The following is a 277-nucleotide window of genomic DNA, read 5'->3' as shown; positions in this document are numbered from 1 at the left end:
ATGACAATCACATTTTTATTGAGCTGAACATTGTAGGCTAAGCGAAAGTTAAATAGGCCCATTTTAACCTGTTTTGAAAAAATCATATTCTTATCAAAATCAACATCTTCAAACCGTCTCATTTCCTTCAAAGTCGCAAAACGAGCACTACCTTGTTCTTCTCCTTGGCGATATAAATTCTTATCCATAGAAGCATAAACAAGCATTGGGAGGCCGAATCCAATCAACCCTGCATATAAGGCTCCTGAATCAAAGAAAACACCAAAAGAGAAGCGTT

Annotated in this window: 1 pseudogene; it reads right to left on the bottom strand. The window is 36.8% G+C overall.

The features are described 5' to 3' along the window. Window positions 1–277 (bottom strand): annotated as a pseudogene (locus tag CBI42_RS11815) (VirD4-like conjugal transfer protein, CD1115 family); the annotation flags it as partial.

Source organism: Streptococcus sp. KR, assembly GCF_002238115.1.
In the GTDB taxonomy this organism is placed as follows: domain Bacteria; phylum Bacillota; class Bacilli; order Lactobacillales; family Streptococcaceae; genus Streptococcus.
This window is presented reverse-complemented; position numbering and strand designations above follow the sequence as displayed.